Origin of the sequence: Limimaricola soesokkakensis, from assembly GCF_900172345.1 — a bacterium.
Lineage (GTDB): Bacteria > Pseudomonadota > Alphaproteobacteria > Rhodobacterales > Rhodobacteraceae > Limimaricola > Limimaricola soesokkakensis.
On sequence record NZ_FWFY01000010.1, the window covers coordinates 132,768 to 153,663 of the forward strand.

The 20,896-nt window shown below is 68.2% G+C and carries 23 protein-coding genes; 8 read left to right on the forward strand and 15 right to left on the reverse strand.

Going from position 1 to position 20,896, the window contains the following annotated elements:
* Positions 1-169: 169 nt before the first annotated feature.
* The 4 genes from LOS8367_RS15005 to fabF form a co-directional block, all read right to left on the reverse strand.
* Positions 170-1,555: a DNA-packaging protein gene (locus LOS8367_RS15005; RefSeq protein ID WP_085897350.1), complete on the reverse strand. Its 1,386-nt coding sequence runs from the start codon at positions 1,553-1,555 to the stop codon at positions 170-172.
* Entirely contained in the window at positions 1,458-1,790 is a 333-nt protein-coding gene (locus LOS8367_RS15010; protein WP_085897351.1) for a hypothetical protein, read from the reverse strand. The genes LOS8367_RS15005 and LOS8367_RS15010 overlap by 98 nt, the downstream gene beginning before the upstream one ends.
* A gap of 182 nt (positions 1,791-1,972) precedes the next feature.
* Positions 1,973-3,136 carry an endolytic transglycosylase MltG gene (gene mltG, locus LOS8367_RS15015; protein WP_085897352.1) on the reverse strand — a complete coding sequence of 388 codons (1,164 nt, stop codon included), beginning with the start codon at positions 3,134-3,136 and terminating at the stop codon, positions 1,973-1,975.
* Positions 3,136-4,404, reverse strand: coding sequence for a beta-ketoacyl-ACP synthase II (gene fabF, locus LOS8367_RS15020; protein ID WP_085897353.1), 1,269 nt, complete (start codon positions 4,402-4,404; stop codon positions 3,136-3,138). The genes mltG and fabF overlap by 1 nt, the downstream gene beginning before the upstream one ends.
* Positions 4,405-4,559: 155 nt before the next feature.
* Here fabF and LOS8367_RS15025 point away from each other — a divergent pair, with 155 nt between their 5' ends.
* On the forward strand, positions 4,560-5,378 hold the full coding sequence (locus tag LOS8367_RS15025; protein WP_085897354.1) for a PilZ domain-containing protein: 819 nt from the start codon (positions 4,560-4,562) through the stop codon (positions 5,376-5,378).
* Positions 5,379-5,444: 66 nt separating this feature from the next.
* On the opposite strand, the gene LOS8367_RS15030 is transcribed toward LOS8367_RS15025, so the two are convergent.
* From LOS8367_RS15030 to LOS8367_RS15045, 4 genes are all read right to left on the reverse strand, one after another.
* Positions 5,445-5,678 carry an acyl carrier protein gene (locus tag LOS8367_RS15030; RefSeq protein ID WP_017929475.1) on the reverse strand — a complete coding sequence of 78 codons (234 nt, stop codon included), beginning with the start codon at positions 5,676-5,678 and terminating at the stop codon, positions 5,445-5,447.
* Between the two features lie 182 nt (positions 5,679-5,860).
* Positions 5,861-6,598, reverse strand: a complete 738-nt coding sequence (gene fabG, locus LOS8367_RS15035) for a 3-oxoacyl-ACP reductase FabG (RefSeq protein ID WP_085897355.1) — start codon at positions 6,596-6,598, stop codon at positions 5,861-5,863.
* 122 nt (positions 6,599-6,720) lie between these two features.
* Entirely contained in the window at positions 6,721-7,647 is a 927-nt protein-coding gene (fabD, locus tag LOS8367_RS15040; RefSeq protein ID WP_085897356.1) for an ACP S-malonyltransferase, read from the reverse strand.
* 72 nt (positions 7,648-7,719) lie between these two features.
* Positions 7,720-8,274, reverse strand: a complete 555-nt coding sequence (locus LOS8367_RS15045; RefSeq protein ID WP_133056343.1) for a hypothetical protein — start codon at positions 8,272-8,274, stop codon at positions 7,720-7,722.
* 256 nt (positions 8,275-8,530) lie between these two features.
* Here LOS8367_RS15045 and rpsF point away from each other — a divergent pair, with 256 nt between their 5' ends.
* From rpsF to LOS8367_RS15080, 6 genes are all read left to right on the forward strand, one after another.
* On the forward strand, positions 8,531-8,884 hold the full coding sequence (rpsF, locus tag LOS8367_RS15050; protein WP_085897358.1) for a 30S ribosomal protein S6: 354 nt from the start codon (positions 8,531-8,533) through the stop codon (positions 8,882-8,884).
* Positions 8,885-8,908: 24 nt separating this feature from the next.
* Positions 8,909-9,136: a 30S ribosomal protein S18 gene (rpsR, locus tag LOS8367_RS15055; RefSeq protein ID WP_017929480.1), complete on the forward strand. Its 228-nt coding sequence runs from the start codon at positions 8,909-8,911 to the stop codon at positions 9,134-9,136.
* A 12-nt stretch (positions 9,137-9,148) separates the two neighbouring features.
* Positions 9,149-9,733 (forward strand): 50S ribosomal protein L9, encoded by a 585-nt coding sequence (gene rplI, locus LOS8367_RS15060; RefSeq protein WP_085897359.1) that lies wholly within the window; start codon positions 9,149-9,151, stop codon positions 9,731-9,733.
* 231 nt (positions 9,734-9,964) lie between these two features.
* Positions 9,965-10,714 carry a PAS domain-containing protein gene (locus LOS8367_RS15070; RefSeq protein WP_085897361.1) on the forward strand — a complete coding sequence of 250 codons (750 nt, stop codon included), beginning with the start codon at positions 9,965-9,967 and terminating at the stop codon, positions 10,712-10,714.
* The gene (locus tag LOS8367_RS15075) at positions 10,715-10,963 is read left to right on the forward strand and encodes a sensor histidine kinase (RefSeq protein ID WP_133056344.1); all 249 of its coding nucleotides are present in this window, start codon (positions 10,715-10,717) and stop codon (positions 10,961-10,963) included. It abuts the gene before it with no gap.
* A gap of 302 nt (positions 10,964-11,265) precedes the next feature.
* Entirely contained in the window at positions 11,266-13,224 is a 1,959-nt protein-coding gene (locus LOS8367_RS15080) for a bifunctional 2',3'-cyclic-nucleotide 2'-phosphodiesterase/3'-nucleotidase (protein WP_085897363.1), read from the forward strand.
* Positions 13,225-13,531: 307 nt separating this feature from the next.
* On the opposite strand, the gene LOS8367_RS15085 is transcribed toward LOS8367_RS15080, so the two are convergent.
* Entirely contained in the window at positions 13,532-13,867 is a 336-nt protein-coding gene (locus LOS8367_RS15085; protein ID WP_085897364.1) for a DnaJ family domain-containing protein, read from the reverse strand.
* Positions 13,868-14,141: 274 nt separating this feature from the next.
* Between LOS8367_RS15085 and LOS8367_RS15090 the strand changes: the two genes are divergently transcribed.
* Entirely contained in the window at positions 14,142-14,408 is a 267-nt protein-coding gene (locus LOS8367_RS15090) for a hypothetical protein (protein WP_085897365.1), read from the forward strand.
* 164 nt (positions 14,409-14,572) lie between these two features.
* On the opposite strand, the gene LOS8367_RS15095 is transcribed toward LOS8367_RS15090, so the two are convergent.
* The 6 genes from LOS8367_RS15095 to LOS8367_RS15120 all read right to left on the reverse strand — a co-directional run bounded on the left by LOS8367_RS15095 (position 14,573) and on the right by LOS8367_RS15120 (position 20,882).
* The gene (locus LOS8367_RS15095; protein ID WP_106535123.1) at positions 14,573-15,793 is read right to left on the reverse strand and encodes a CaiB/BaiF CoA transferase family protein; all 1,221 of its coding nucleotides are present in this window, start codon (positions 15,791-15,793) and stop codon (positions 14,573-14,575) included.
* Positions 15,790-16,566: an enoyl-CoA hydratase gene (locus LOS8367_RS15100; protein ID WP_085897367.1), complete on the reverse strand. Its 777-nt coding sequence runs from the start codon at positions 16,564-16,566 to the stop codon at positions 15,790-15,792. Before LOS8367_RS15100 ends, LOS8367_RS15095 begins: the two co-directional genes overlap by 4 nt.
* Positions 16,563-17,843: a TRAP transporter large permease gene (locus LOS8367_RS15105; protein ID WP_085897368.1), complete on the reverse strand. Its 1,281-nt coding sequence runs from the start codon at positions 17,841-17,843 to the stop codon at positions 16,563-16,565. The genes LOS8367_RS15100 and LOS8367_RS15105 overlap by 4 nt, the downstream gene beginning before the upstream one ends.
* Positions 17,843-18,409: a TRAP transporter small permease gene (locus tag LOS8367_RS15110; RefSeq protein WP_085897369.1), complete on the reverse strand. Its 567-nt coding sequence runs from the start codon at positions 18,407-18,409 to the stop codon at positions 17,843-17,845. The genes LOS8367_RS15105 and LOS8367_RS15110 overlap by 1 nt, the downstream gene beginning before the upstream one ends.
* A 182-nt stretch (positions 18,410-18,591) precedes the next feature.
* Entirely contained in the window at positions 18,592-19,569 is a 978-nt protein-coding gene (locus tag LOS8367_RS15115; protein WP_085897370.1) for a TRAP transporter substrate-binding protein, read from the reverse strand.
* Positions 19,570-19,694: 125 nt separating this feature from the next.
* Positions 19,695-20,882 carry a pyridoxal-phosphate-dependent aminotransferase family protein gene (locus LOS8367_RS15120; RefSeq protein WP_085897371.1) on the reverse strand — a complete coding sequence of 396 codons (1,188 nt, stop codon included), beginning with the start codon at positions 20,880-20,882 and terminating at the stop codon, positions 19,695-19,697.
* Positions 20,883-20,896: the final 14 nt, after the last annotated feature.

The following is a 20,896-nucleotide window of genomic DNA, read 5'->3' on the forward strand; positions in this document are numbered from 1 at the left end:
CTGGTCGTCTTCCTGGCTCGGGAGGGAGAATGGCAGCGCCGGGTTGGGAAAGCCGGAACGGCGCTAACGGTGGTCCGGCCGTGGGCGCAACGGCCAAGGGTGGAGGGGGCTGCCGCCCCCGCCGCGTGCCGCGGCTCCCCCGCGCGTATTTTCGGAACACAGTCGGGCTTCAGAGCTGCCTCAGACGCGGGCGACGCCATTGCTGGGCCGGCAGGATCATCAGCTCGTGCAGCGCCCAGACCAGCGCGTCCACCCGGTCGGGCGAGCCCGATCCGACGAAACCCCGCGCCGTCATCTGCGCCATCTGGTCCTCGAGCGCGCCGAGACCGCGTAGGTGATGCACGCGGCCCTGCTCGTAGAGCGCCGCCACCGGTTCGGCCCGGCGGGCCTTGCCCCGGCTGGCATGCAGCGCCCTGAACGGAACCAGGGGGTCGATCTGGCGCACCACCGCCTCGACCAGCGCGCCGCCCTGGTTCACCTCGGCGACCATCCGCCCGGCCTCGTGCCGCGCCATCGCCGCGCAGGCGGCGCGGGCCCAGCCATGTGGCGAGGCCGCCGCCACCGTGGCATCCTCCAGCACGAAGGCGCGCCAGTCCTGCGGCGGCCCCTTGGTCACGGCGCCGGCCACGACGATGCCGCAGGCGTCCGAGCCGGCATGACCGCTTACCGAAGGGTCGACGGCGACGACCACACGGTCCAGCGCGGGCGCTGTCTCGACCGAGCAGCCGCTCAGCATATCGGCGGTCCACAGGGCGCCCTCGGCATCCGCCAGCAGCACCCCGTCGAGCTCCTGCCGGCCCTGCCGGGTGCCGGCGTAGCGACGGCCCATCTCGTCGAGGAATCCCCGGGCGAGGTTCGCCGCGTTGGCGGCGGTCGGCGCATGGGTGGTGACCGTGCTGTCGGCGGCCAGCAGATCGCGCAGCACCGCCACGTTGCGCGGCGTCGTGGTGACGCAGGCGCGCGGATCGCCCAGGCGCAGCCCGAATTGCAACATGTCCCACGCCGCCTGCCCGCGTTTCCACTTGGCCAGCTCGTCGGCCCAGGCCGCGTCGAATTGCGGGCCGCGCAGCGCCTCGTAATCATGCGCCGAAAAGAGCTGCGCCACCGCGCCGTTGGGCCATGTCAGCATCCGCCGCGTCGCGCTCCATTCGGGGCGGCGATCGGGCGGCGAACAGGCCATGATGCCGCTGTCGCCGAACACCATCACCTCGCGGGCCTGGTCGAGCGTCTCGCCCAGCAACGCCACGCGTCGCGCGGGTCCCGGCTCGTTGGCGCGTGCGCCCTCGACCTGCGCGCGGACCCATTCGGCGCCGGCGCGGGTCTTGCCCGCGCCGCGCCCGCCCAGGATCACCCATGTGCGCCAGTCGCCTACGGGCGGCAGCTGATGCGGCAGCGCCCAGATGTCGAAGAGCCAGGGCAGCGCCGCCAGCTCGACCGGCCCCAGCCCGTCGAGAAACTCAGCCCTCGCGGCAGCAGGCGCGCAGGCGATCCAGCCGGCAACCGATCCGTCGCCGCGCCTCGTCGAGATCGAATTCGTCTGTGGCGAGCCCGCCATCCTGCCGCCTGTGCCAGTCATTGAACTTCCTCTCGACATCGAACGCCCCCTTAAGAGCGCTCTCCAAGTCACTGATCTTTTTCTGAATGTCCTTCGGAGCCACGGCGTCCGCCCGCAGCTCCGTCAACAGGTCCGCCAGCGTTGACCGCACCGATGACAGGAGCAGCCACGCATCCTCCCATTCCTTGCGGCGCGCGGCTTCGTCCGGTCCCGAGGGGCCCGTCATCTCGCTCATCTTCCATTCTCCCGGCTGTGTCCCGGGCCGGGAGCGGACACGAAAAAGGCGGCGCCGGATTGCCCCGGTGCCGCCTCGTCGTTCTTTCCCAGCCTGTGCTTGACCTTAGGTCATTGCGCGCCGAATGTCAATCGAAACGAGTTGAAGAGCGCTGCACAAGCGCCCGGTCCGTTTACGAAAAATCAATTCTGGGCCGCGCGTTCGGCCTCGATCTTGCGCCATTCGGCGACGTTGCTGTTATGCTCGGCCAGCGTTTCGGCAAAGGCATGGCCACCGGTGCCATCGGCCACGAAGAACACATAGTCGGTGGTGGCCGGGTTCAGCGCCGCCTCGATCGCCGCGCGCCCGGGATTGGCGATCGGCGTCGGCGGCAGCCCGTTGATCACATAGGTGTTCCACGGGGTCTCGGCCTGAAGCTCGCTGCGGCGCAGGCCCCGGCCCAGCACGCCTTTGCCCTCGGTGATGCCGTAGATCACCGTCGGGTCGGTCTGCAGCGGCATGCCCTGCCGCAGTCGGTTGATGAAGACGCTGGCGACCTGCGGGCGCTCGGCGGCGACACCGGTCTCCTTCTCGACGATCGAGGCGAGGATCAGCGCCTCTTCCGGGCTCTCAAGCGGCAGGTCGCCGGCGCGGTTCTCCCAGGCCTCGGCGAGGATCGCGGCCTGCGCCGCCTCCATTCGGTCGAGCACCGCCTCGACCTGCGTGCCCGGCGCGATCTCGTAGCTGTCGGGCGCGAGGCTGCCCTCGGCCGGGATCTCCTCGACATCGCCTTCGAGCGTGTCGAGCGCGTTGAGCGCCTGCACCACCTGCCAGGAGGTCACGCCCTCGGCCATGGCGATGCGGTAGCGCGTATCGGCGCGCTCGCGCATCTCCGTGTAGGCTTCGGGGATCTCGACGCCCTCGGCGGTCGGGTCGAACTCGGCGAGCTCAGTGAATTCCGAGCTCGCGGGGTCGAGCTCGCGCACCTCGGCCAGCACCGCGTTGACGCCGATCTTGTAGAGGATCTCGGTGCCGCAGGTCGAGGCGCCGCCGCGGGTCACGATGTCGACGATCTGCTCCATCGAGGCCCGCTCGGGGATCAGGTGGCTGCCGGCCTTGAGCTGGCCCGCCTTCTCGGAATACTCGGCACCGATGCGGAAGATCGGCGCCGAGCCGATCGCGCCCTGCTCTTCGAGCCGGGCGCTGACGCTGCGCATGTTGGTGCCCGGCTCGACCCGCAGGCAGATCGCCGCCTCGAGCGGGCCGTCGCCCGAATACTCGTTCACGCCCCAGGCGATGACCCCGGCGGCGCCCGCGAGACCCACGATCAGGAAGGTGATCGTGTTCGAGGCGAGATGACGCCACATCAGGAGGCGACCTTTCCGAACAACACGCTCGCATTGGTGCCGCCGAAGCCGAAGCTGTTGGACAGCGCATAGTCGATGCGGCGCTCGCGCTTCTGGTTCGGGGCAAGGTCGACGACGGTCTCGACCGCCGGGTTGTCGAGGTTGATGGTCGGCGGCGCGACCTGGTCGCGGATCGCGAGGATCGAGAAGATCGCCTCGATCGCGCCCGCGGCCCCCAGCAGGTGGCCGGTCATCGACTTGGTCGAGGACATGGTGACCTTCGAGGCCGCCTCGCCCATCATCCGCTCGACCGCGCCAAGTTCGATCGTGTCGGCCATGGTCGAGGTGCCATGCGCGTTGATGTAGTCGATCTGCTCGGGCGCGATCCCGGCATCCTTGAGCGCGGCGCGCATCGCCCGTTCGCCGCCCTCGCCATCCTCCGACGGCGCGGTGATGTGATAGGCGTCGCCCGACAGGCCGTAGCCCAGCACCTCGGCATAGATCTTCGCGCCGCGCGCCACCGCGTGCTCGTACTCCTCGAGCACGACGATGCCCGCGCCCTCGCCCATGACGAAACCGTCGCGATCGGCGTCATAGGGGCGGCTGGCGGCCTTGGGGTCGTCGCGGCGCTTGGTCGAGAGCGCCTTGCAGGCGTTGAAGCCCGCGATGCCGATCTCCGAGATCGCGGCCTCGGCGCCGCCTGCGACCATCACGTCGGCCGAGCCGTACTTGATCAGCCGCGCCGCGTCGCCGATCGCATGCGCGCCGGTCGAGCAGGCGGTGACGACCGAGTGGTTCGGCCCCTTGAAGCCGTAGCGGATCGAGACCTGGCCCGAGATCAGGTTGATCAGCGCGCCGGGAATGAAGAAGGGCGAAACGCGGCGCGGGCCCTTGTCGCGAATGAGCAGCGCGGTCTCGGCGATCGAGTTCAGCCCGCCAATGCCGGAGCCGATCATCACGCCGGTGCGCTCGCGGCTCTCGTCATCCTCGGGCGCCCAGCCGCTATCCTCGACCGCCTGTTGGGCGGCGGCGATCCCGTAGAGGATGAAATCGTCGACCTTGCGCTGCTCCTTGGGCTCCATGTAGGCGTTCGCGTCGAAACGCACCGACGGATCGGCATCCTCGCCGCGCGGCACCTCGCAGGCATAGTTCGTCGCGAGATGGCTCGCGTCGAAGCGGGTGATGGTGCCCGCGCCGGATTTCCCGGCCAGGATCGCGTCCCAGCTCGGCTCGACCTTGTCTGCCAGCGGCGTCACCAGCCCCAGCCCCGTCACGACCACTCGCCGCATCTGACCATCCTCTTCGCAATAACTCGCGCCCTGATACCGCAGGGCTTTGCGCAGGAGCAAGAGCGCGGGCGTGGCGAATTCGCGGGTCGGCGACACTGCGCGGCTTAACGCGGGGTTCAGCTAGATCTGCTTTGCTGTGCCAAAGGAGTTTCGCCATGCGCGTCTGGCCCGTGCTGCTGTTCCTGATGCTGGCCGCGCCGCTGCGGGCCGATCCCGCCTGCGATACCGTGGCGGCGCTCGGCCGCGTGGTGACGAGCGCGCAGAACCGCGATGTCGCGACGCTGAACCGGGCGCTGCGGCGGATCGATACGGCGCGGGCGATGTGGAACCTCGCGGATTACCCCTTGGTGCGGCATCGCACGGAGATCGAAGCCGCGCTGCGGATCGCAGTGGACTGGGCCAATGCGGCGCGCGGACCCGGCCTCGACCGTGCACCGCTGTCTTCGCGTGACGAGGCCGCCCTCGCGCGTCTGGATGCGCTGCTGGCCAGCTCCGGCTGCGGTGACGAAATCGGCGCACCGGGCTTGTCGGGCATGGCCGAGAGAAAGGCCGGGGCGGTCGCGGGAACCGGGGGGTGGGAGGCGATCCGGCTTGTCGGCGTCGGCGTGGCGGCGCTGGTCGTCGCCGGGTGCGGCGGCGCGCTGGTCTGGGTTCTGGTACGTCACGGGCAGAGGCGACGACGGCGCGAGCAGCGCCATTCGGTGAATCTGCCAGCGCGGCTGCGCAGCGGCGGCGAGGAGATCGAGGCGCGGCTGCTCGACATCAGCCGGCTTGGTGCCAAGCTGCGGATCGACCCCGGGGTCGGAGCGCCGGACCCGTCGCGGATCGTGCTGTTTCTGGGCGATCGCGAGATCGAAGCGGCGCCACGCTGGCGCAACACCCATTATCTCGGGGTACAGTTCGTCCGGCCGCTCAGCGAGGAGATGATGGCGCCGCTGATCCAGCCCGCGCGCGGGCCGCGCGAGGGGCCCTGAATCGAAAACGGCACCCGCGAGGGGTGCCGTTTCCCGTGCCAGGCCGGAAGGCCGTGGCCCCGTCGGTTACTGCGCTTCCTTGATGAAGCGGACCGCGTCGCCGAAGGTCTGGATGGTCTCGGCGGCGTCGTCGGGGATCTCGATCCCGAACTCTTCCTCGAAGGCCATGACCAGCTCGACGGTGTCGAGGCTGTCGGCGCCCAGATCGTCGATGAACGAGGCGTTCTCGACGACCTTGTCCTCTTCGACACCCAGATGCTCAACAACGATCTTGCGCACGCGGTCGGCGACGTCGCTCATAACAGTTCCTCACGTCTTTCCGGCCCATTTGGGCCTTTTTCTCTTGCCCCGAAGGACATTCTCATGCCCGAGCGGGCCGCTCACCGACAGGGGCCATGACGGCCCCTTCCGGAAAATCTCGTCGTCCTTTAGCAGAGAATCCGGGCCGCGCAAACGCTTTGTGGGCCCCGATCTTCCCGGCTTCAGAGCATCGCCATGCCGCCGTTGACATGCAGCGTGGCGCCGGTGACATAACCCGCCTCCGGGCTCGCCAGATACAGCACCGCCGCCGCGATCTCCTCGGCCTCGCCCATGCGGCCCGCGGGAATCTGGCCCAGGATACCCGATTTCTGCTCGTCGTTGAGCTTGTCGGTCATCGCCGTGGCGATGAAGCCCGGCGCCACGCAGTTCACGGTGATACCGCGGCTGGCGACCTCGTAGGCGATCGATTTCGACATGCCGACCATGCCGGCCTTGGCGGCGGCGTAATTGGCCTGGCCGGGGTTGCCGGTGGCGCCGACGATCGAGGAGATGTTGATGATCCGGCCCCAGCGCGCCTTCATCATCGGCCGCACCACGCCCTTGCACAGTCGCATCGTCGAGGTGAGATTGACCTCGAGCACCTGCGCCCAGTCCTCTTCGGACATGCGCATGAACAGGTTGTCGCGGGTGATGCCGGCATTGTTGACGAGGATGTCGAGCCCGCCCATCGCCTCGATCGCCTGCTTGGGCAGGGCGTTGACCGCCTCGGCATCCGAGAGGTTGCAGGGCAGGACATGGGCGCGGTCGCCCAGCGACGCCGCCAGTTCCTCGAGCGGCGCGGTACGGGTGCCGGACAGCCCCACGGTGGCGCCGGCCCCGTGCAGCGCGGTGGCGATGGCGCCGCCGATGCCGCCAGAGGCACCGGTGACGAGCGCGCATTTCCCGGTCAGATCGAACATGTGTGGTCTCCTGCGTAAGCAATTGGCAACGGGTCTAGCAGCGGCGAGGCGCCCGGACCACCGCCCGCGCGCATCGCCGTGCGCGCGGGTTTGCGTATTTGTGGAACAAAGTGGCCGCGAACTCAGCCCTTGGCCGCCGCGACATCCTCGGGCGTGCCGATGGCGCGGGTCTCGGCCCCCTTGGCGATGCGGCGGATCATCCCCGAGAGCGCCTTGCCGGCACCGACCTCCCAGAACGCGGTGACGCCCTGTGCCGCCATGAACTCCACGCTTTCGCGCCAGCGCACCGCGCCGGTCACCTGCTCGACCAGCAGCGTGCGGATCAGCGCCGGGTCGGAAACCGCGTCGGCGCGCACATTGGCGACCAGCGGCACCGCCGGCTCGCGGATGTCGACGCTTTCCAGCGCCTCGGCCATGGCGCGGGCGGCGGGCGCCATCAGCGCACAGTGGAACGGCGCGCTGACCGGCAGCAGGATCGCGCGCTTGGCGCCCTTCTCCTTGGCGATGTCGAGCGCCCGCTCGACCGCGGCGCGGCTGCCCGAGATCACGACCTGTGAGGGATCGTTGTCATTGGCGGCCTGGCAAGTCTCGCCCTGCGCGGCGGCCTCGGCCACCTCGCGCGCGGCGGCGAGATCGAGGCCCAGAAGCGCGGCCATCGCGCCCTCGCCCACCGGCACCGCGTCCTGCATCGCCTCGCCGCGCAGCCGCAGCAGCCGCGCCGTGTCGTCGAGACGCAGCGCGCCGGCGGCGCAGAGCGCCGAGTATTCGCCCAGCGAATGGCCCGCCACATAGGCGGCGTCGGTGACGCCGATGCCCTCGGATTTCAGCGCCTCCATCGCGGCGATCGAGGTGGCCATCAGCGCCGGCTGAGCGTTGCGGGTGAGAGTCAGGGTCTCGATCTCGCCCTCGAAGATCAGGGTGCTGAGCTTTTCGCCCAAGGCCGCGTCGACCTCGTCGAACACGTCGCGCGCGGCCGGATAGGCCTCGGCCAGCGCCCGGCCCATGCCGATGGTCTGCGATCCCTGCCCCGGAAAAACGTATGCGCGCATGGCCCTGCTCCCTTGTGATGCGGTGCGTTGCGCCACCGCATAGCGGCTCGGACCCGCCGCGACAAGAAAGCCTCAGCCGATGGCGGCGCGGCGGAACAGCGGCACGCCCGGCCGCTGCGGCAGGCCGAGATCGGCCTCGATGCGGCGCGCCAGTTCGGAGATCGCGTGCAGATCGCCCTGCGCCACCCGCACCGAGAGGTTCTCGCCCGACAGCCGCAGCTCGGCCCGCAGCGCCATGCGCCGCGCGTCGTGGCGGTCGCGGATCTCGGTGCCGCGAAATTCGTCGAAGCCCCAGCTTGCGACCTGCTCGACCCGGCCGCCGGGACGGCGCAGTACCTCGCGCACCAGCCGCCGCTCGGTGTCGAAATGCATCTCGCTGCGGCTGCTCAGCCCGGCATAGCAGAGCAACCCGCCGCCCAGCGCCACGGCCAGCGCCAGCTTGGCCCAGAGCGTGGCGTCGATCGGCTGGCCCAGCGGCGACAGCCAGACCGCCCCCGCCGCCGCGGTGACGCCGAGGCCGAAGGCCCAGATCGCGAGGAGGCCCAGACCGGCCAGCCGGCGGCATCGGGGGCCGCAGCCGAGCACGAGTGGGGCATGTTCGGAGCGGGCTTGGTGGGATGCGTTCATGAGGCGCGACCTTGGAACCTGTGCAATCGGACAGGTCGAGCTTCCATAGGGATAAGGGCGGGATTATGGCCGGGTCCGGGCGCGGATCGGCCTTTCAACGCGGTTTCGCCCACGCCGCTTGCGCCGCGCCGCATGATCTGTATAAGGCCGCATCCTTCCGCGCATTCGCATGAACCGCGCAGACTCTCGTGAACGGGGAGCGGAAGGCCAAGGCCCCGTTCTATGAAATGCGCCCGGAAATCGAACTGGAGTTCACATGCCGCTTTACGAGCATGTCTTCATCGCGCGTCAGGACCTGTCCAACGCGCAGGCCGAAAGCCTCGTCGAGCACTTCTCGACCGTCCTCGCCGACAATGGCGGCAAGGTGCTCGAGAACGAGTACTGGGGCGTGAAGACCATGGCCTACAAGATCAACAAGAACCGCAAGGGCCACTACGCCTTCCTGCGCTCGGACGCCCCGTCGCCCGCCGTGCAGGAAATGGAGCGCCTGATGCGCCTGCATGACGACGTGATGCGCGTCCTGACCATCAAGGTCGACGCCCACGAAGAGGGCCCCTCGGTCCAGATGCAGAAGCGCGAAGAGCGCGGCGAGCGCCGCGAGCGTCGCTGATCGCCTCCAGGAAAGGATAAGAGAATGGCCACCAAACCGTTTTTCCGTCGCCGCAAGACCGACCCCTTCGAGGGCGAGAACGCGCCGAAGATCGACTACAAAGACACGCGTCTGCTGCAGCGCTACATCTCCGAGCGCGGCAAGATCGTGCCCTCGCGCATTACCGCCGTCGGCTCCAAGAACCAGCGCAAGCTCGCCCAGGCGATCAAGCGCGCGCGGTTCCTGGCGCTGCTGCCCTACGCCGTGAAATAAGGAGACCGACACATGGACGTGATCCTTCTGGAACGTGTGGCCAAGCTTGGCCAGATGGGCGAAATCGTGAAGGTTAAGGACGGCTACGCCCGTAACTTCCTTCTGCCCCAAGGCAAGGCGCTCCGCGCGAACGAGGCCAACAAGGCCCGCTTCGAGGAGCAGAAAGCCCAGCTCGAGACCCAGAACCTCGAGTCGAAGAAAGAGGCCGAAGCGATGGCCGCGAAGCTCGACGGGCAGCAGTTCGTCGTGATCCGCTCCGCCTCCGACGGCGGCTCGCTCTACGGCTCGGTCACCACCCGCGACGTCGCCGAAGCCGCGACCGCCGATGGTTTCTCGGTCGATCGCAAGCAGGTCGTGCTGCGCGGCGCGATCAAGGAACTCGGCCTCTACGAGGTGACCGTGGTCCTGCACCCCGAGGTGGACGCCACGATCGAGATCAACGTCGCCCGCTCGCCCGAAGAGGCCGAGCTGCAGGCGTCGGGCAAGTCGATCCAGGATCTAGCCGCGGAAGAGGAAGCCGCCGCCGAGTTCGAGATCCAGGGCCTGTTCGACGACATCGGCGGCGCCGCCAATGACGACGAGGGCCAGGAGGGCTGAAGCCCGCCTGAACCAGCATCCGGACATGGCCGCGTCGAAAGACGCGGCCATGTTCATTTTCGGGGACACGATAGGGGACCGTCGCGGACGCGACGCCGTGTCGCCGGTCGGTACGCTTTCCCCCCTACTGACACTCCCGGCGCCCGCCTATATGATCCGACTGTACTCGAGTGCCGGGCCCGTCCGGCCTCGCTCGGGCAATGGGCGCAACGACCGGGAGATGGACGGGCGGTGAATATCGAAGCGGACACGACGACGAGGCCGGAGACCGACCGGCTGAACGAGGAGCGGCTGCTCGAGACCATCCGGCATGCCCGGCTGCCCCTGTGCATCACCGATCCGACCCTGCCCGACAACCCGATCGTCTTCGCCAACGCGGCGTTCTGCGCGCTGACCGGTTACCCGATCGAGGAAGTGGTCGGCCGCAACTGCCGGTTCCTGCAGGGCCGCGACACGACCAAGGTTAGCATCGAACGGATCCGCCAGATCATCGTCAGCGGCGAGGTCGACACGGTCGAGATCCTGAACTACCGCAAGGATGGCACCAGCTTCGTCAACGCCCTGCAGATCGGACCGATCATGGGCGAGGACGGCACGCCGGTGCTGTTCTTCGGCTCGCAACTCGACGCCTCGTCGCGCCGCGAGGGCGAGCGTCAGGCGCGCGAGCTGGCCGATCGCGAGCTTGGCCACCGGCTGCGCAACATCGTCAACGTCATGTCGGTGATGATCCGCATGTCGGCGCGCGAGGCCGAGGATGTCCAGACGCTGGCCCGGATCGTCGACGGGCGGCTCAAGACCCTGAGCGAGGCGCATTTCCGCACCATCGGCGACAGCTCCGAGAGCGCGGCGCGGCTGCGCGAACTGCTGCGGCCGATCCTCGACGCCTACGCGCCGCGCGGCGACGCGCAATTCGCCTTCGAGGGCGACGATCCGCAGGTGCCCGCCGATCTCATTTCGGCGCTGACCCTCACGGTCCACTAATTGGCAACTAATTCGGTGAAGCACGGCGCGCTGGGCGCCCATGAGGGCCGGGTCGCGCTCGAGGTCTCGGCCGATGACGGGCTGAGGCTGTGCTGGACGGAGCGCGGCGGCCCCGAGGTGGTGGCGCCCGAGCGGCGCAGCGGCTCCGGCATCATCCGCTCGCTGGTGGCCGGCGTCGGCGGCACGCTCGAGCTCGACTGGCAGCGCGAAGGGCTGGTGGCCCGGCTCGCCTTTCCTGCCGACCGCTGAACCGGCCCGACCGCGCGCCCGGCGCGCGATGTCCCGGTCGCACCGAGGATGCCGACCGGTCATCCCGTTCGGCTCCCCTTCATTGCCGCCACCCTGCCGGACGCGGACGCCCCGCCCGCGCACGCAGGACGCCGCAATTGCGCGCGCCCGACCCCGGCCCTGTCCGGCGCTGCCAACCGGGCCGGCGCGCAGGCTTCCGCCACGGCAGCCCGCGAAAGGTCATTCCCCTGTGACGCGAAGCCGCTACCCTGCGGCCACCAATTACGGGGGCGAAACGACCCCCGATACCAGGGAGACGATCAATGGCACTGATCCTGAACCGCCGCGGCTTTCTTGCCGGAAGCTCGGCCATGCTGGCGCTGCACCCTTTCTCGGTGCGCGCGCAGGGCAATCAGGCGCATCTGCGCATCATGGAGACGACGGACCTGCACGTCCACGTCTACCCCTACGATTATTACGCCGACAAGGAGATCGACACCGTCGGCCTCGCACGTACCGCCAGCCTGATCGAGGACATCCGGTCCGAGGCCACCAATTCGGTGCTGTTCGACAATGGAGATTTCCTGCAGGGCAACCCGATGGGCGACTACATCGCCTATGAGCGCGGCATGCCCGAAGGCGCCATGCACCCGGTGATCGAGGCGATGAACACGCTGGGCTTCGACGCCTCGACGCTGGGCAATCACGAGTTCAACTACGGGCTGGAGTTCCTGATGAACTCGGTCTCGGGCGCCGCCTTCCCGATCGTCTCGGCCAACGTCGTGACCAGCATGGGCGAGGAGATCACCGGCGACGAGACCCTCGTGCCGCCCTACGTGATCCTCGACCGCGAAATCACCGACGGCGCCGGAGAGACCCATGCCATCAAGATCGGCGTGATCGGCTTCGTGCCGCCGCAGATCATGAACTGGGACCGCAAGCATCTCGAGGGCAAGGTCGAGCCGCGCGATATCGTGCGCGCCGCCGAGGCCTATGTCCCGAAGATGAAGGAGGAAGGCGCGCAGATCATCGTGGCGCTGAGCCATAGCGGCATCGGCCCGGTCGAGCATACCGAGGGCATGGAGAACGCCGCGATCCCGTTGGCGGGCGTCGAGGGGATCGACGTGGTCCTCACCGGCCACAGCCACCTCGTCTTCCCCGGCCCCGATTACGAGGATCACGAGGGCGTCGACGTGGCCGCCGGCACGATCAACGGCAAGCCGGGCGTGATGGCGGGTTTCTGGGGCTCCCACATGGGTCTCGTCGACCTGATGCTGGAGCGCGACGGCGAAGGCTGGCGCGTCGCCGGATCGGAGGTCGAGGCGCGGCCGATCTACGAGCGTGGAGAGGATCGCTCGATCACGCCGCTGGTCGAGAGCCACGAGCCGGTGCTGGAGTCGGTCGCCGAGGAGCATCAGGAGACGCTCGACTACGTGCGCCGCGCCGTGGGCAAGACCGACGCGCCGCTGCACAGCTACTTCGCGCTGGTAGCCGACGATCCAAGCGTGCAGATCGTTTCCAACGCCCAGACCTGGTATATCGAGCAGATGCTCGCTGGCACCGAGCACGAGGGGCTGCCGATCCTCTCGGCGGCGGCGCCCTTCAAGGCGGGCGGGCGCGGCGGCCCGGACTATTTCACCGACGTGCCCACCGGCGACGTCGCGATCAAGAACGTGGCCGATCTCTACCTCTATCCCAACACGGTGCGCGCGGTGCGGGTGACCGGGGCCGAGGTCAAGGACTGGCTCGAGCGTTCGGCGGGGATGTTCAACCAGATCGAGCCGGGCCGCGAGGATCAGGTCCTGCTCAATGACGAGTTCCCCTCCTACAATTTCGACGTGATCGACGGGGTGACCTACGAGATCGACCTGTCGGAACCGGCGAAGTTCGACCGCGACGGCAACGCCGTGGCGCCCGAGGCGAACCGTATCAAGAACCTGCAATTCGAGGGCCAGCCGATCGACCCCGAGCAGGAGTTCATCATCGCGACGAACAATTACCGCGCGACGGGGGGCGGCTCCTTCCCCGGCGCCGACGGCTCCACGATCGTGTTCGAGGCCCCCGACACCAACCGCGACGTGATCGTGCGCTACATCGTCGAGCAGGGCACGATCAGCCCCTCGGCCGATGCCAACTGGCAATTCACGCCGATGGACGGCACCACGGTGCTGTTCGACACCGGCCCGCGCGCGGCGGAATACCTCAACGACGTGAAGGGCGTGCAGATCGCGCCCGCAGGCGACGGCCCCGACGGCTTCGCCCGCTTCGTGATCCGGCTCTGACGCCGAGGCCGCCGGGCGCCATGGCGCCCGGCGGCGCGACCGCTTTGCGCGTCACCCCCGAGCCATCGCCCCAAAACGCAGGGGGCTGAGGCCGATCCACTGCGAACCCCAGCCCTTTGCACTTCGTGGCGCAGCCTCCGACGAAGGCCCCTGTGAGTGCGAAGGCATGGCAATCAAAGCCTCCCCAAAAAAAGTCCTCGGGAGCCTCTGACTGATGTCAGCTATGCGGACGAAGCTGACGTTCGCTGAGGGTGCGCGATCAGGAGAAGTGCTCGCGGTGCTTTCCAAAAAAGATGGGGAGTAGAATTTATCTGCGCATGAACTTCTGGCGAGCTTCACGAGCGATATTGTATCGCAGTTCAAGGCGAGCGAGTTCAGCCATCGCTTCCTTCCGTTCAGGCCCGTTCGCAAGCGTGGCGAGGTGGCTCTGATGCGCAGCCATCTTCTTCTTGAGTTCGATTTCTTCCGGCACGACACCGGCTTGAGCCATGATGCGGAACCCCACAGCTTCTCCCGCATCCACAAAAGCATCCGCTGAGCGATCAGGCAGTGGTTTGCCTTCGCCTTCAAGACCTTCAAGCTGACCTTGCAGCTTCGCCTTCTGTATCTGGCGCTCAATGAGTCTCTGAAGATTTCGGATCATGCTGACCAATAGCACAGTATTAAGGTAACGGATACTAAGGGCTCGAAGCGAACATTGCGCTCCGAGCCTTGGTATCACTCATCTGCACCACAAAATGTAGAGGGCTGGCTGCAAAGTGCAAAGGACTGGCTGCGCCCCCCTCCCGTTTTCCGGCCCTGAGGCCCTTGGGGCGGCATTTGCCCGGAACCGCCCGCATTGGTTGCGCAGCCCTCTGGCTCCGACGCGCGAAACGCGATCTAATGATCCTCGCGGGATTAGATGCGTGGAGGATCGAGTGGCAGGCGAGACGGAAGATCATCCATCGAGCCCGGACGAGCCGGAAACCCGTCAGGTCAGCGTCCGCGTCGAGGCGGCCCTCGTCGAGCGATTCATCGCGGCGCGGCGGATCTGCGAGGCAAACGGCAAGGAGCTGCCCATCGCCGAGGTGGTGCGGCTCGGCATGGAAGCCGCCATCCGCGAGGTCGAGGCCACCTTCGGGGAGGCGGTCGAGAAACAAGCCCCTTCTCGTGGCGAAGCCCGGAGAACCTCGCCTGGCGCCTGAGCGTTAGGGCGACGCGCCTCGGCCAGCCCATCGATCAGTCGAAACCGTATTGGGCGCAGGAGTTCGGGAGGGCCGCAGGAGGACGCAGGCGCGGTCGGGCTGCACGCTCACGCGGGGTCCGGCCGACCGCAAGTCCCGGCGAGGCCCCGCCACCAACCCTGTTCCTATGCCATAACGGCATCCGCCGGGCAGATCAGCGCCCCCGCCGCGATCAGCGCCTCGATCTTCTCAGACGCATAGCCCAACTCCCCGAGCACCTCGCGGCCGTGCTGACCCAGGAGCGGCGCGGGCGTCGCGGTCTCGGCCTCGGCGGCCGAGAACTTCACCGGGTGGCCGATCCCCTTCACCCGGCCCGCGATCGGGTGCTCGGTCTCGACGATCATCCCGCGCGCCAGCGCCTGTGGGTCGGCCTGCATCTCGGGAATGCTCAGAACCGGCCCGGCGGGCAGGCCCTGCGCCTCCATCCGCTCAAGCCAGTCGGCCGTGTCGCGCTGTCTCAGGTGATCGTTGAGCAGATCGACCAGTGCCGAGAGGTTCTGCATTCGGTCGCGGTTCGTGGCAAAGCGCGGGTCCTCGCCCAGCTCGGGCGCGTCGATCACCTGCAGCAGGCGCAGCCAGTTCTGCTGGTTGGCGGCGCCGACATTGATCCAGCCATCGCGGGTCTCGAAGGCCTGGTAGGGCGCGTTCAGCGGATGCGCGGAGCCCACCGGCCCCGGCGTTTCGCCGGTGGCGAAGGCGATGGCGCTCTGCCAGTAGGTGAGCGTGATCCCGGCCTCGAACAGCGAGGTGTCGACCTTCTGCCCCTGCCCGGTCGCGCGCGCCTGCGCATAGGCGGCGCAGCAGCCCATCGCGGCGAGGATGCCGGCGGTGATGTCGGTGATCGGGGCGCCGGGCTTGACCGGCGGACGGCCCGGGCCCTCGCCGGTGATCGACATCAGCCCCGACATGCCCTGCGCGATCAGGTCGAAGCCGCCGCGGCCGGCATAGGGCCCGGTGCGGCCAAAGCCGGAAATCTCGCAATAGACGAGGCGCGGGTTGATCTCGCGCAGGCTCTCGTAGCCGAGGCCCAGCTTCTCCATCGTGCCGAGGCGGTAGTTTTCGATCACCACGTCTGCTTCGGCCAGCAGGTCGCGCAGCGCCTGAACCGCCTCGGGCTGCTTGAGGTCGAGCGCGATGCCGCGCTTGTTGCGGTTCATCATCAGATAGGCCGCGCTCTCGCCCGCGATCTCGGGCGGCACGAAGCGGCGGCTGTCATCGCCCGTGGGCTTCTCGACCTTGATCACGTCGGCGCCCATATCGGCCAGCATCAGCCCGCAGGCCGGCCCGGCCATGATATGCGCAAGCTCCACCACCTTCATGCCCGCCAAGGGTCCCTTGCCGCTCATCTGCCCCTCCATTCCGGCTTGCGCTTGGCGAGGAAGGCTTCCATCCCGTGGCGGAAATCCTCGCTCATGTAGCATATCTCGATCAGGTCGGCGTCCTCCACCGCGCGCGCCTCGCGGTTGCGGCGCATCGCCTCCTTGGTGGCGCGCAGGGTCAGCGGCGCCATGCCCGCCAGCGTGTCGGCGATCTCGCCCGCGCGCGCCATCAGCGCCGCCTCGTCGGGCAGCAGCTCGGAAACGAGGCCGATGGCGCGGGCCTCCTCGGCCTCGATCAGCCGGGCGGTGAAGATGATCTCGCGCAGCCGCCCTGCGCCGACGAGCTCCGAAAGCCGCGCGAGGTTGGCGGCCGAGAGGCAGTTGCCCAGCGTCCGCGCGATCGGAAAGCCGAAGCGCAGGTTGGCCGCCGCGATCCGCAGGTCGCAGGCCGCCGCGATCGCCGCCCCGCCCCCGGTGCAGGCGCCGTTCAGCGCCGCGAGCGTCGGCAGCGGGCAGGTCTCGACCGCGCCCAGCACCTCGGCGATCCGCGCCTCGTAGCGATGCGCGTCCGCCGCCGTCTCGAAGCCCCGGAACTGGGTCATGTCGGTCCCCGCCGCGAAGGCGCGCCCCCCCGCGCCCGAGATCACCACCGCGCGGACCGAGCCGTCGGTGGGCACATTGGCGCAGGCCTCGGCCAGCGCCTCGTACATGCCGAAGGTGAGCGCGTTGCGCGCGGCGGGGCGGTTGAAGATGATGTGAAGCGTCGCGCCGCGACGCTCCGTGATCAGCTCATCTGTCATCTGTAGAAATACTCCACGAGAAACAGCGGCACCGAAGGAACATAGGTGCACAGCATCAGCACCGCGAGCAGCACTGCCACGAAGTAGACATTGACCTTCGAGACCTCCCAGATGTTGGCGCGCGCCACGGCGCAGCTGGTGATCAGAACCGAGGCGACGGGCGGCGTCTGCTGGCCGATGGCGAGGTTGAGCGTCACGACGAGGCCGAAATGCACCGGGTCGATGCCGGCCTGCTGGATCAGCGGAATGACGATCGGCACCACCAGGATGATCGCCGCCGCCGAATGCAGGAAGAAGCCGATCACCAGGAAGAAGACGTTGAGGATCAGCAGGATCGCCCATTGCGCGCTGGTGATCGCCAGGATGCCTTCGGCCAGCTGCTGCGGGATCTGTGCCCGGGTGAGGAAGCCGCCCATCAGCACCGAGGCCGCGACCAGCAGCATCACCACCGCCGTCTGCATGCCGCCGTCGAGCATCGCCTGCCGCAGATGTTTGAGATCGACCTTGCGATACCAGGCCGAGACCACCAGCGCCGCGATCACCGCGAGCCCCGCCGCCTCGGTGGCGGTGACGTAGCCGCCGAAGATGCCGCCCAGGATCACCACCGGCAGCGCGAAGGCCGGCAGCGCGTCGATGAAAGTGGCCCTGACGCGGGGGATGTTGAACGCCTCTTCGGTGGGCAGGTTGTAGCGCCGCGCGAACCAGTAGGCGACGCCCATCAACCCGGCCGCGCCGAGCACGCCTGGCACGAGGCCCGCGACGAAGAGCTGCTCGACCGAAGTGTTGGCCGAAGCCGCGTAGAGGATCATCGGGATCGAGGGCGGGATGATGATTGCCAATGAGGCCGAGGACGAGGTCACCGCCGCCGAGAGCGCGCCGGAATAGCCGCGCTTCTTCATCTGCGGGATCAGGATCGAGCCCATCGCCGCAACGTCGGCCACGGCCGAGCCGGAGATCTCGGCGAAGAACAGCGACACGCCGATATTGACCATGGCGAGGCCGCCCCGGACGAAGCCGATCAGCGCCGAGACGAAGTTGATCAGCCGGTCGGTGATGCCGCCCGCGTTCATGATCGCGCCCGCGAGCACGAACATCGGGATCGCGATGAGCGAGAACTTGGTCGCGCCGCCATACATGTCGAGCGCGATCGCCGCGAGCGAGTTGACGCCCTCGGTGGCCAAGAGGCCGATCACCCCCGCCATGGCCAGCGCCACGGCGATCGGCACGTTGATGCAGATCAGCGCCACCAGCGCCACGAAGATCGACAGCATCAGCATCAGCGGACCTCCCCGATCACGTGGCCGGCGCTGCGGCTCATCTCGGTATCGACCTCCTCCTCGATCTCGGCATGTTCGAGCGAGATGCCGCGCGCGGTCTTGGACCAGTAATCCGGCAGGCTCAGCAGCTGGCCGAGGATGAACAGCAGCGCGCCGATCGGGATCACCGACTGGGTGAACTGCACCGGTACCCAGGTCAGCGAGACGAGGTAGGAACCTTCGAGGATCGCCAGCACCTGAAAGCCGGCCCAGGCCATCAGCGCGAAGAAGGTCAGCACGACCGCCTCGCCGAACAGAAGCGCCGCCAGCCGCGCCCGCGGCGGCAGCGCCAGCAGCACCGTGTCGAAGCCGATATGCCGCCGCTTCAGCGCCGCCAGCGCCGATCCGTAATAGGTGATCCAGGCCAGCATGATCGCGGCGACCTCGTCGTACCACGAGAAGCTTTCGCCGAGCAGGCGGGCGATCACGGCGACGATGACCACCACGGTCAGCGTCACCATCAGCGCCACCATGACCCATTCGAGCAGCAGCGCCATCACGGTCGATATTCGGTTGAGATTATGCATGGCCCTTGGGGTCCTCGCGGCCTGTGAGGGGGTGCGGCGGGGCGAATGCCCGGCGCCGATCGTCGCTTGCTGTGTCATCGCGCGCTCGCTGGATGGGCAGGTCGCGCCCCGCCTCGCGCGGAGTGCGCGGAAGGCAATGGGCAAGCGGGGCGCCCCTGATGGGGGCGCCCCGCTTCCGTTCCTCAGCTCGAGCCGCCGAGCGCGAGCACCTGATCGATCAGCTCGCCACCGCCTTCGACCTCCGCGGCGAAGGCGTCGTAGACTGGGCGCGAGGCTTCGATGAAGGCATCCTTGTCGGCCTCGTTCACCTCGACCCCGGCGGCCTTGATCTCCTCGAGCAGGTCGACCTCGAGCTGGGCCGCGTGCTCGTAGGTGAAGTCCTGGGTCTGGCTGGCGCAGTCCTTGAGCGTCGCCTGCATCTCCTCGGGCAGACCGTCGAAATGCTTCTTGGAGGCGAGGATGTAGGCCGGCGTGTAGACGTGGCCGGTGATCGAGAGATAGTCCTGCACCTCCTGGAACTTGGCCGAGGCGATCTGCGCGTAGGGGTTTTCCTGGCCGTCGATCACGCCGGTCTGCAGCGCGGTGAACACGTCCGAGAAGGACATCGGCGTCGGGTTGGCGCCATATTGCTGGAACATCTTCACCCGCCAGCTGCCATTCGGGGTCCGCAGCTTCACCCCGTCGAGATCGGCCGGCACGTTGATCGGGCGCAGGTTGTTGGTGATGTGGCGAAAGCCGTTCTCGGCGAGGCCGACGATAGTGTAGCCCTTGTCGTTGGCGGCCTGCTCGAAGGTGTCCATCATCTCGGCCTGGACCCGGCGCATGTGGTCGCGATCCTTGATGATGTAGGGCATCTCGAACACCCCGAAGCGGTCGTCGACCGAGGACATCACCGAGGAGGGCAGCGCGAACTGCACCTGCCCGAGCTTGAGCTTCTGCAGCATCTCCTGATCGTTGCCGAGCTGCGACGAGCCGAAGGTCTGCACCTCGGCGGTCTCGCCCAGCGCGGCATTGGCGCATTCGGCGAAATGCTCGGCGGTCGCCTCGAAAAGCGAGCCCGGGTTGCCGACATGGCCGAAACGCAAAGTCATGTCGGCGGCCATCGCCTGGCCGGCGATCAGCGCCGACACCGCGGCGGTCGCGAGAATCCTGATGGTCATTCTGTCCTCCTCCCTGATGGACATTCCTCGATCATGGCTGGGCGCCCGGCCGTTCCGGCTCTGTCCGCCCTGCCCTTCGCCTTGCCCGAAACCCGCCATCTCCTCCAAGCGGCGGGCGCGCGGCGCTACTCGGCGGCGGCCCGCATCGCGGACTGGCCGCCGCCGAGCACCTCCATCGCCGCTTGCACGCCACCCTTGCGATGCGGCACGCCCGCATCGCTCAGCGCCATCTCGACCCCCGACAAGGTGCCGCAGAGCATGAGGTCGTTGAAATCGCCCAGATGCCCGATGCGGAACACCCGGTCGGCCACCTTGCTCAGACCGTTGCCGAAGGAGATGTCGTAATTCTCGAGCGCCGTGGCGCGGAAGCCGTCGGCGGAATGGCCCTCGGGCATCACCACCGCGGTCAGCACGCCCGAATAATCCTCGGACCGCGCGCAGAGCACCTCGAGCCCCCATGCCTGCACCGCCGCCCGCGTCGCCTCGCCATGGCGGGCATGGCGCGCGAAGACGTTCGCCAATCCCTCCTCCTTGAGCATCGCGATCGCCTCGTTGAGGCCGTAGAGCAGGTTGGTTGCCGGGGTGTAGGGGAAGTATCCCTTGTCGTTCGGTCCCATCATGTCGTCCCAGGCCCAGTAGGATTTGGGCAGGCCCGACCGCTTCGAGGCCCCGATCGCCTTCTCGCTGATCGCGTTGAAGGACAGGCCCGGCGGCAGCATCAGCCCCTTCTGCGAGCCGGACACGGTGACGTCGACGCCCCATTCGTCGTGGCGGTAGTCGATCGAGGCGAGGCCCGAGATGGTGTCGACCATGAACAGCGCCGGGTGACCGGCCGCGTCGATGGCGCGGCGGATCGCGGCGATCGGCGAGACCGAGCCGGTCGAGGTCTCGTTGTGGACCACGCAGACCGCCTTGATCTCATGGCCCTTGTCCTCGCGCAGCCGCGCCTCGATCGCCTCCGGATCAGCACCGCGGCGCCAGTCGCCCTCGATGAACACCGGCTTCAGCCCGAGCCGCTCCGCCAGCGCCTTCCACAGCGTCGCGAAATGACCGGTCTCGTACATCAGCACGGTGTCGCCCGGCGACAGCGTGTTGACCAGCGCCGCCTCCCAGGCGCCGGTGCCCGAGGAGGGGTAGATGATCACCCGGCTGTCGGTCTTGAACACCCATTTCGCCCCTTCGAGCGCGGCCCGGCCGACATCGGCGAAGGCCGGGCCGCGATGATCCATGGTCGGGTAATCCATGGCCCGCAGGATGCGGTCGGGCACGTTGGACGGCCCCGGGATCTGAAGGAAATGGCGGCCGGCAGGCATGGGTGACGCTCCCT

Bases quoted from the DNA above. Each gene is read 5' to 3' on its own strand.
- LOS8367_RS15005 (WP_085897350.1), bottom strand. From the start codon at position 1,555: ATGGCGGGCTCGCCACAGACGAATTCGATCTCGACGAGGCGCGGCGAC.
- LOS8367_RS15010 (WP_085897351.1), bottom strand. From the start codon at position 1,790: ATGAGCGAGATGACGGGCCCCTCGGGACCGGACGAAGCCGCGCGCCGC.
- mltG (WP_085897352.1), bottom strand. From the start codon at position 3,136: ATGTGGCGTCATCTCGCCTCGAACACGATCACCTTCCTGATCGTGGGT.
- fabF (WP_085897353.1), bottom strand. From the start codon at position 4,404: ATGCGGCGAGTGGTCGTGACGGGGCTGGGGCTGGTGACGCCGCTGGCA.
- LOS8367_RS15025 (WP_085897354.1), top strand. From the start codon at position 4,560: ATGCGCGTCTGGCCCGTGCTGCTGTTCCTGATGCTGGCCGCGCCGCTG.
- LOS8367_RS15030 (WP_017929475.1), bottom strand. From the start codon at position 5,678: ATGAGCGACGTCGCCGACCGCGTGCGCAAGATCGTTGTTGAGCATCTG.
- fabG (WP_085897355.1), bottom strand. From the start codon at position 6,598: ATGTTCGATCTGACCGGGAAATGCGCGCTCGTCACCGGTGCCTCTGGC.
- fabD (WP_085897356.1), bottom strand. From the start codon at position 7,647: ATGCGCGCATACGTTTTTCCGGGGCAGGGATCGCAGACCATCGGCATG.
- LOS8367_RS15045 (WP_133056343.1), bottom strand. From the start codon at position 8,274: ATGAACGCATCCCACCAAGCCCGCTCCGAACATGCCCCACTCGTGCTC.
- rpsF (WP_085897358.1), top strand. From the start codon at position 8,531: ATGCCGCTTTACGAGCATGTCTTCATCGCGCGTCAGGACCTGTCCAAC.
- rpsR (WP_017929480.1), top strand. From the start codon at position 8,909: ATGGCCACCAAACCGTTTTTCCGTCGCCGCAAGACCGACCCCTTCGAG.
- rplI (WP_085897359.1), top strand. From the start codon at position 9,149: ATGGACGTGATCCTTCTGGAACGTGTGGCCAAGCTTGGCCAGATGGGC.
- LOS8367_RS15080 (WP_085897363.1), top strand. From the start codon at position 11,266: ATGGCACTGATCCTGAACCGCCGCGGCTTTCTTGCCGGAAGCTCGGCC.
- LOS8367_RS15085 (WP_085897364.1), bottom strand. From the start codon at position 13,867: ATGATCCGAAATCTTCAGAGACTCATTGAGCGCCAGATACAGAAGGCG.
- LOS8367_RS15095 (WP_106535123.1), bottom strand. From the start codon at position 15,793: ATGAGCGGCAAGGGACCCTTGGCGGGCATGAAGGTGGTGGAGCTTGCG.
- LOS8367_RS15100 (WP_085897367.1), bottom strand. From the start codon at position 16,566: ATGACAGATGAGCTGATCACGGAGCGTCGCGGCGCGACGCTTCACATC.
- LOS8367_RS15105 (WP_085897368.1), bottom strand. From the start codon at position 17,843: ATGCTGATGCTGTCGATCTTCGTGGCGCTGGTGGCGCTGATCTGCATC.
- LOS8367_RS15110 (WP_085897369.1), bottom strand. From the start codon at position 18,409: ATGCATAATCTCAACCGAATATCGACCGTGATGGCGCTGCTGCTCGAA.
- LOS8367_RS15115 (WP_085897370.1), bottom strand. From the start codon at position 19,569: ATGACCATCAGGATTCTCGCGACCGCCGCGGTGTCGGCGCTGATCGCC.
- LOS8367_RS15120 (WP_085897371.1), bottom strand. From the start codon at position 20,882: ATGCCTGCCGGCCGCCATTTCCTTCAGATCCCGGGGCCGTCCAACGTG.